This window comes from Streptomyces sp. HPF1205 (assembly GCF_020400825.1).
GTDB lineage: Bacteria > Actinomycetota > Actinomycetes > Streptomycetales > Streptomycetaceae > Actinacidiphila.
Window position 1 is genome coordinate 1 of the sequence record NZ_JAINVH010000137.1, and the last position, 630, is coordinate 630.

Genomic DNA, 630 nt, shown 5'->3' on the forward strand with positions numbered 1-630 from the left:
GGTCGGGTGGGTCGAGGGCGCTCTGGGTGCGGCTGGTGCGTCGGTTGTGACTGTGGGTGTGGACGATGTTGCTGAGCGGGTTGCGGAGGCGGCAGGTGTGGTGTCGCTTCTGCCGCTGGTGTCTGCTGGGTTGGGCTCGTCCGGTGGGGTTGGGGCGATGGTGGATCCGTGGTTGGGGTTGTTGCGGGCGGTGGTGGGGTCGGGCGCCGGGGTGCGGGTGTGGTCGTTGTCGCGGGGTGCGGTGTCGACGGGGCGTGCTGATGCGGTGGTTGACGCGTCGGGTGGTTTGTTGTGGGGGTTGGGTCGGGTGGCGGGGTTGGAGTTTCCGGGTGTGTGGGGTGGGTCGGTGGATCTGCCGGGGGTGCTGGACGAGCGTGCCGCGGGTCGGCTGGCGGCCGTCCTGGGCCAGGGGGACGAGGACCAGGTGGCCCTGCGGGGCTCCGGTGTCTTCGGCCGTCGTCTGGTACGCGTCGACAGCGACACCGACACCGACGGGAACGGCTCTCTTTGGCGTCCGTCGGGGACGGTTCTGGTGACGGGTGGTACGGGTGGTTTGGGTGGTGTGGTGGCGCGGTGGTTGGTGCGTTCGGGTACTGAGCATGTGGTGCTGGCGGGTCGGCGGGGTGCGCA

1 protein-coding gene is annotated in these 630 nt (G+C 70.3%); it reads left to right on the forward strand.

Features of this window, described 5'->3' with window-relative positions; translation table 11 throughout:
* Nucleotides 1-97 precede the first annotated feature (97 nt).
* Nucleotides 98-630, forward strand: a 533-nt coding sequence (locus K7G61_RS35990) for a KR domain-containing protein (RefSeq protein ID WP_225851361.1), incomplete at its 3' end; no start/stop codon positions are given.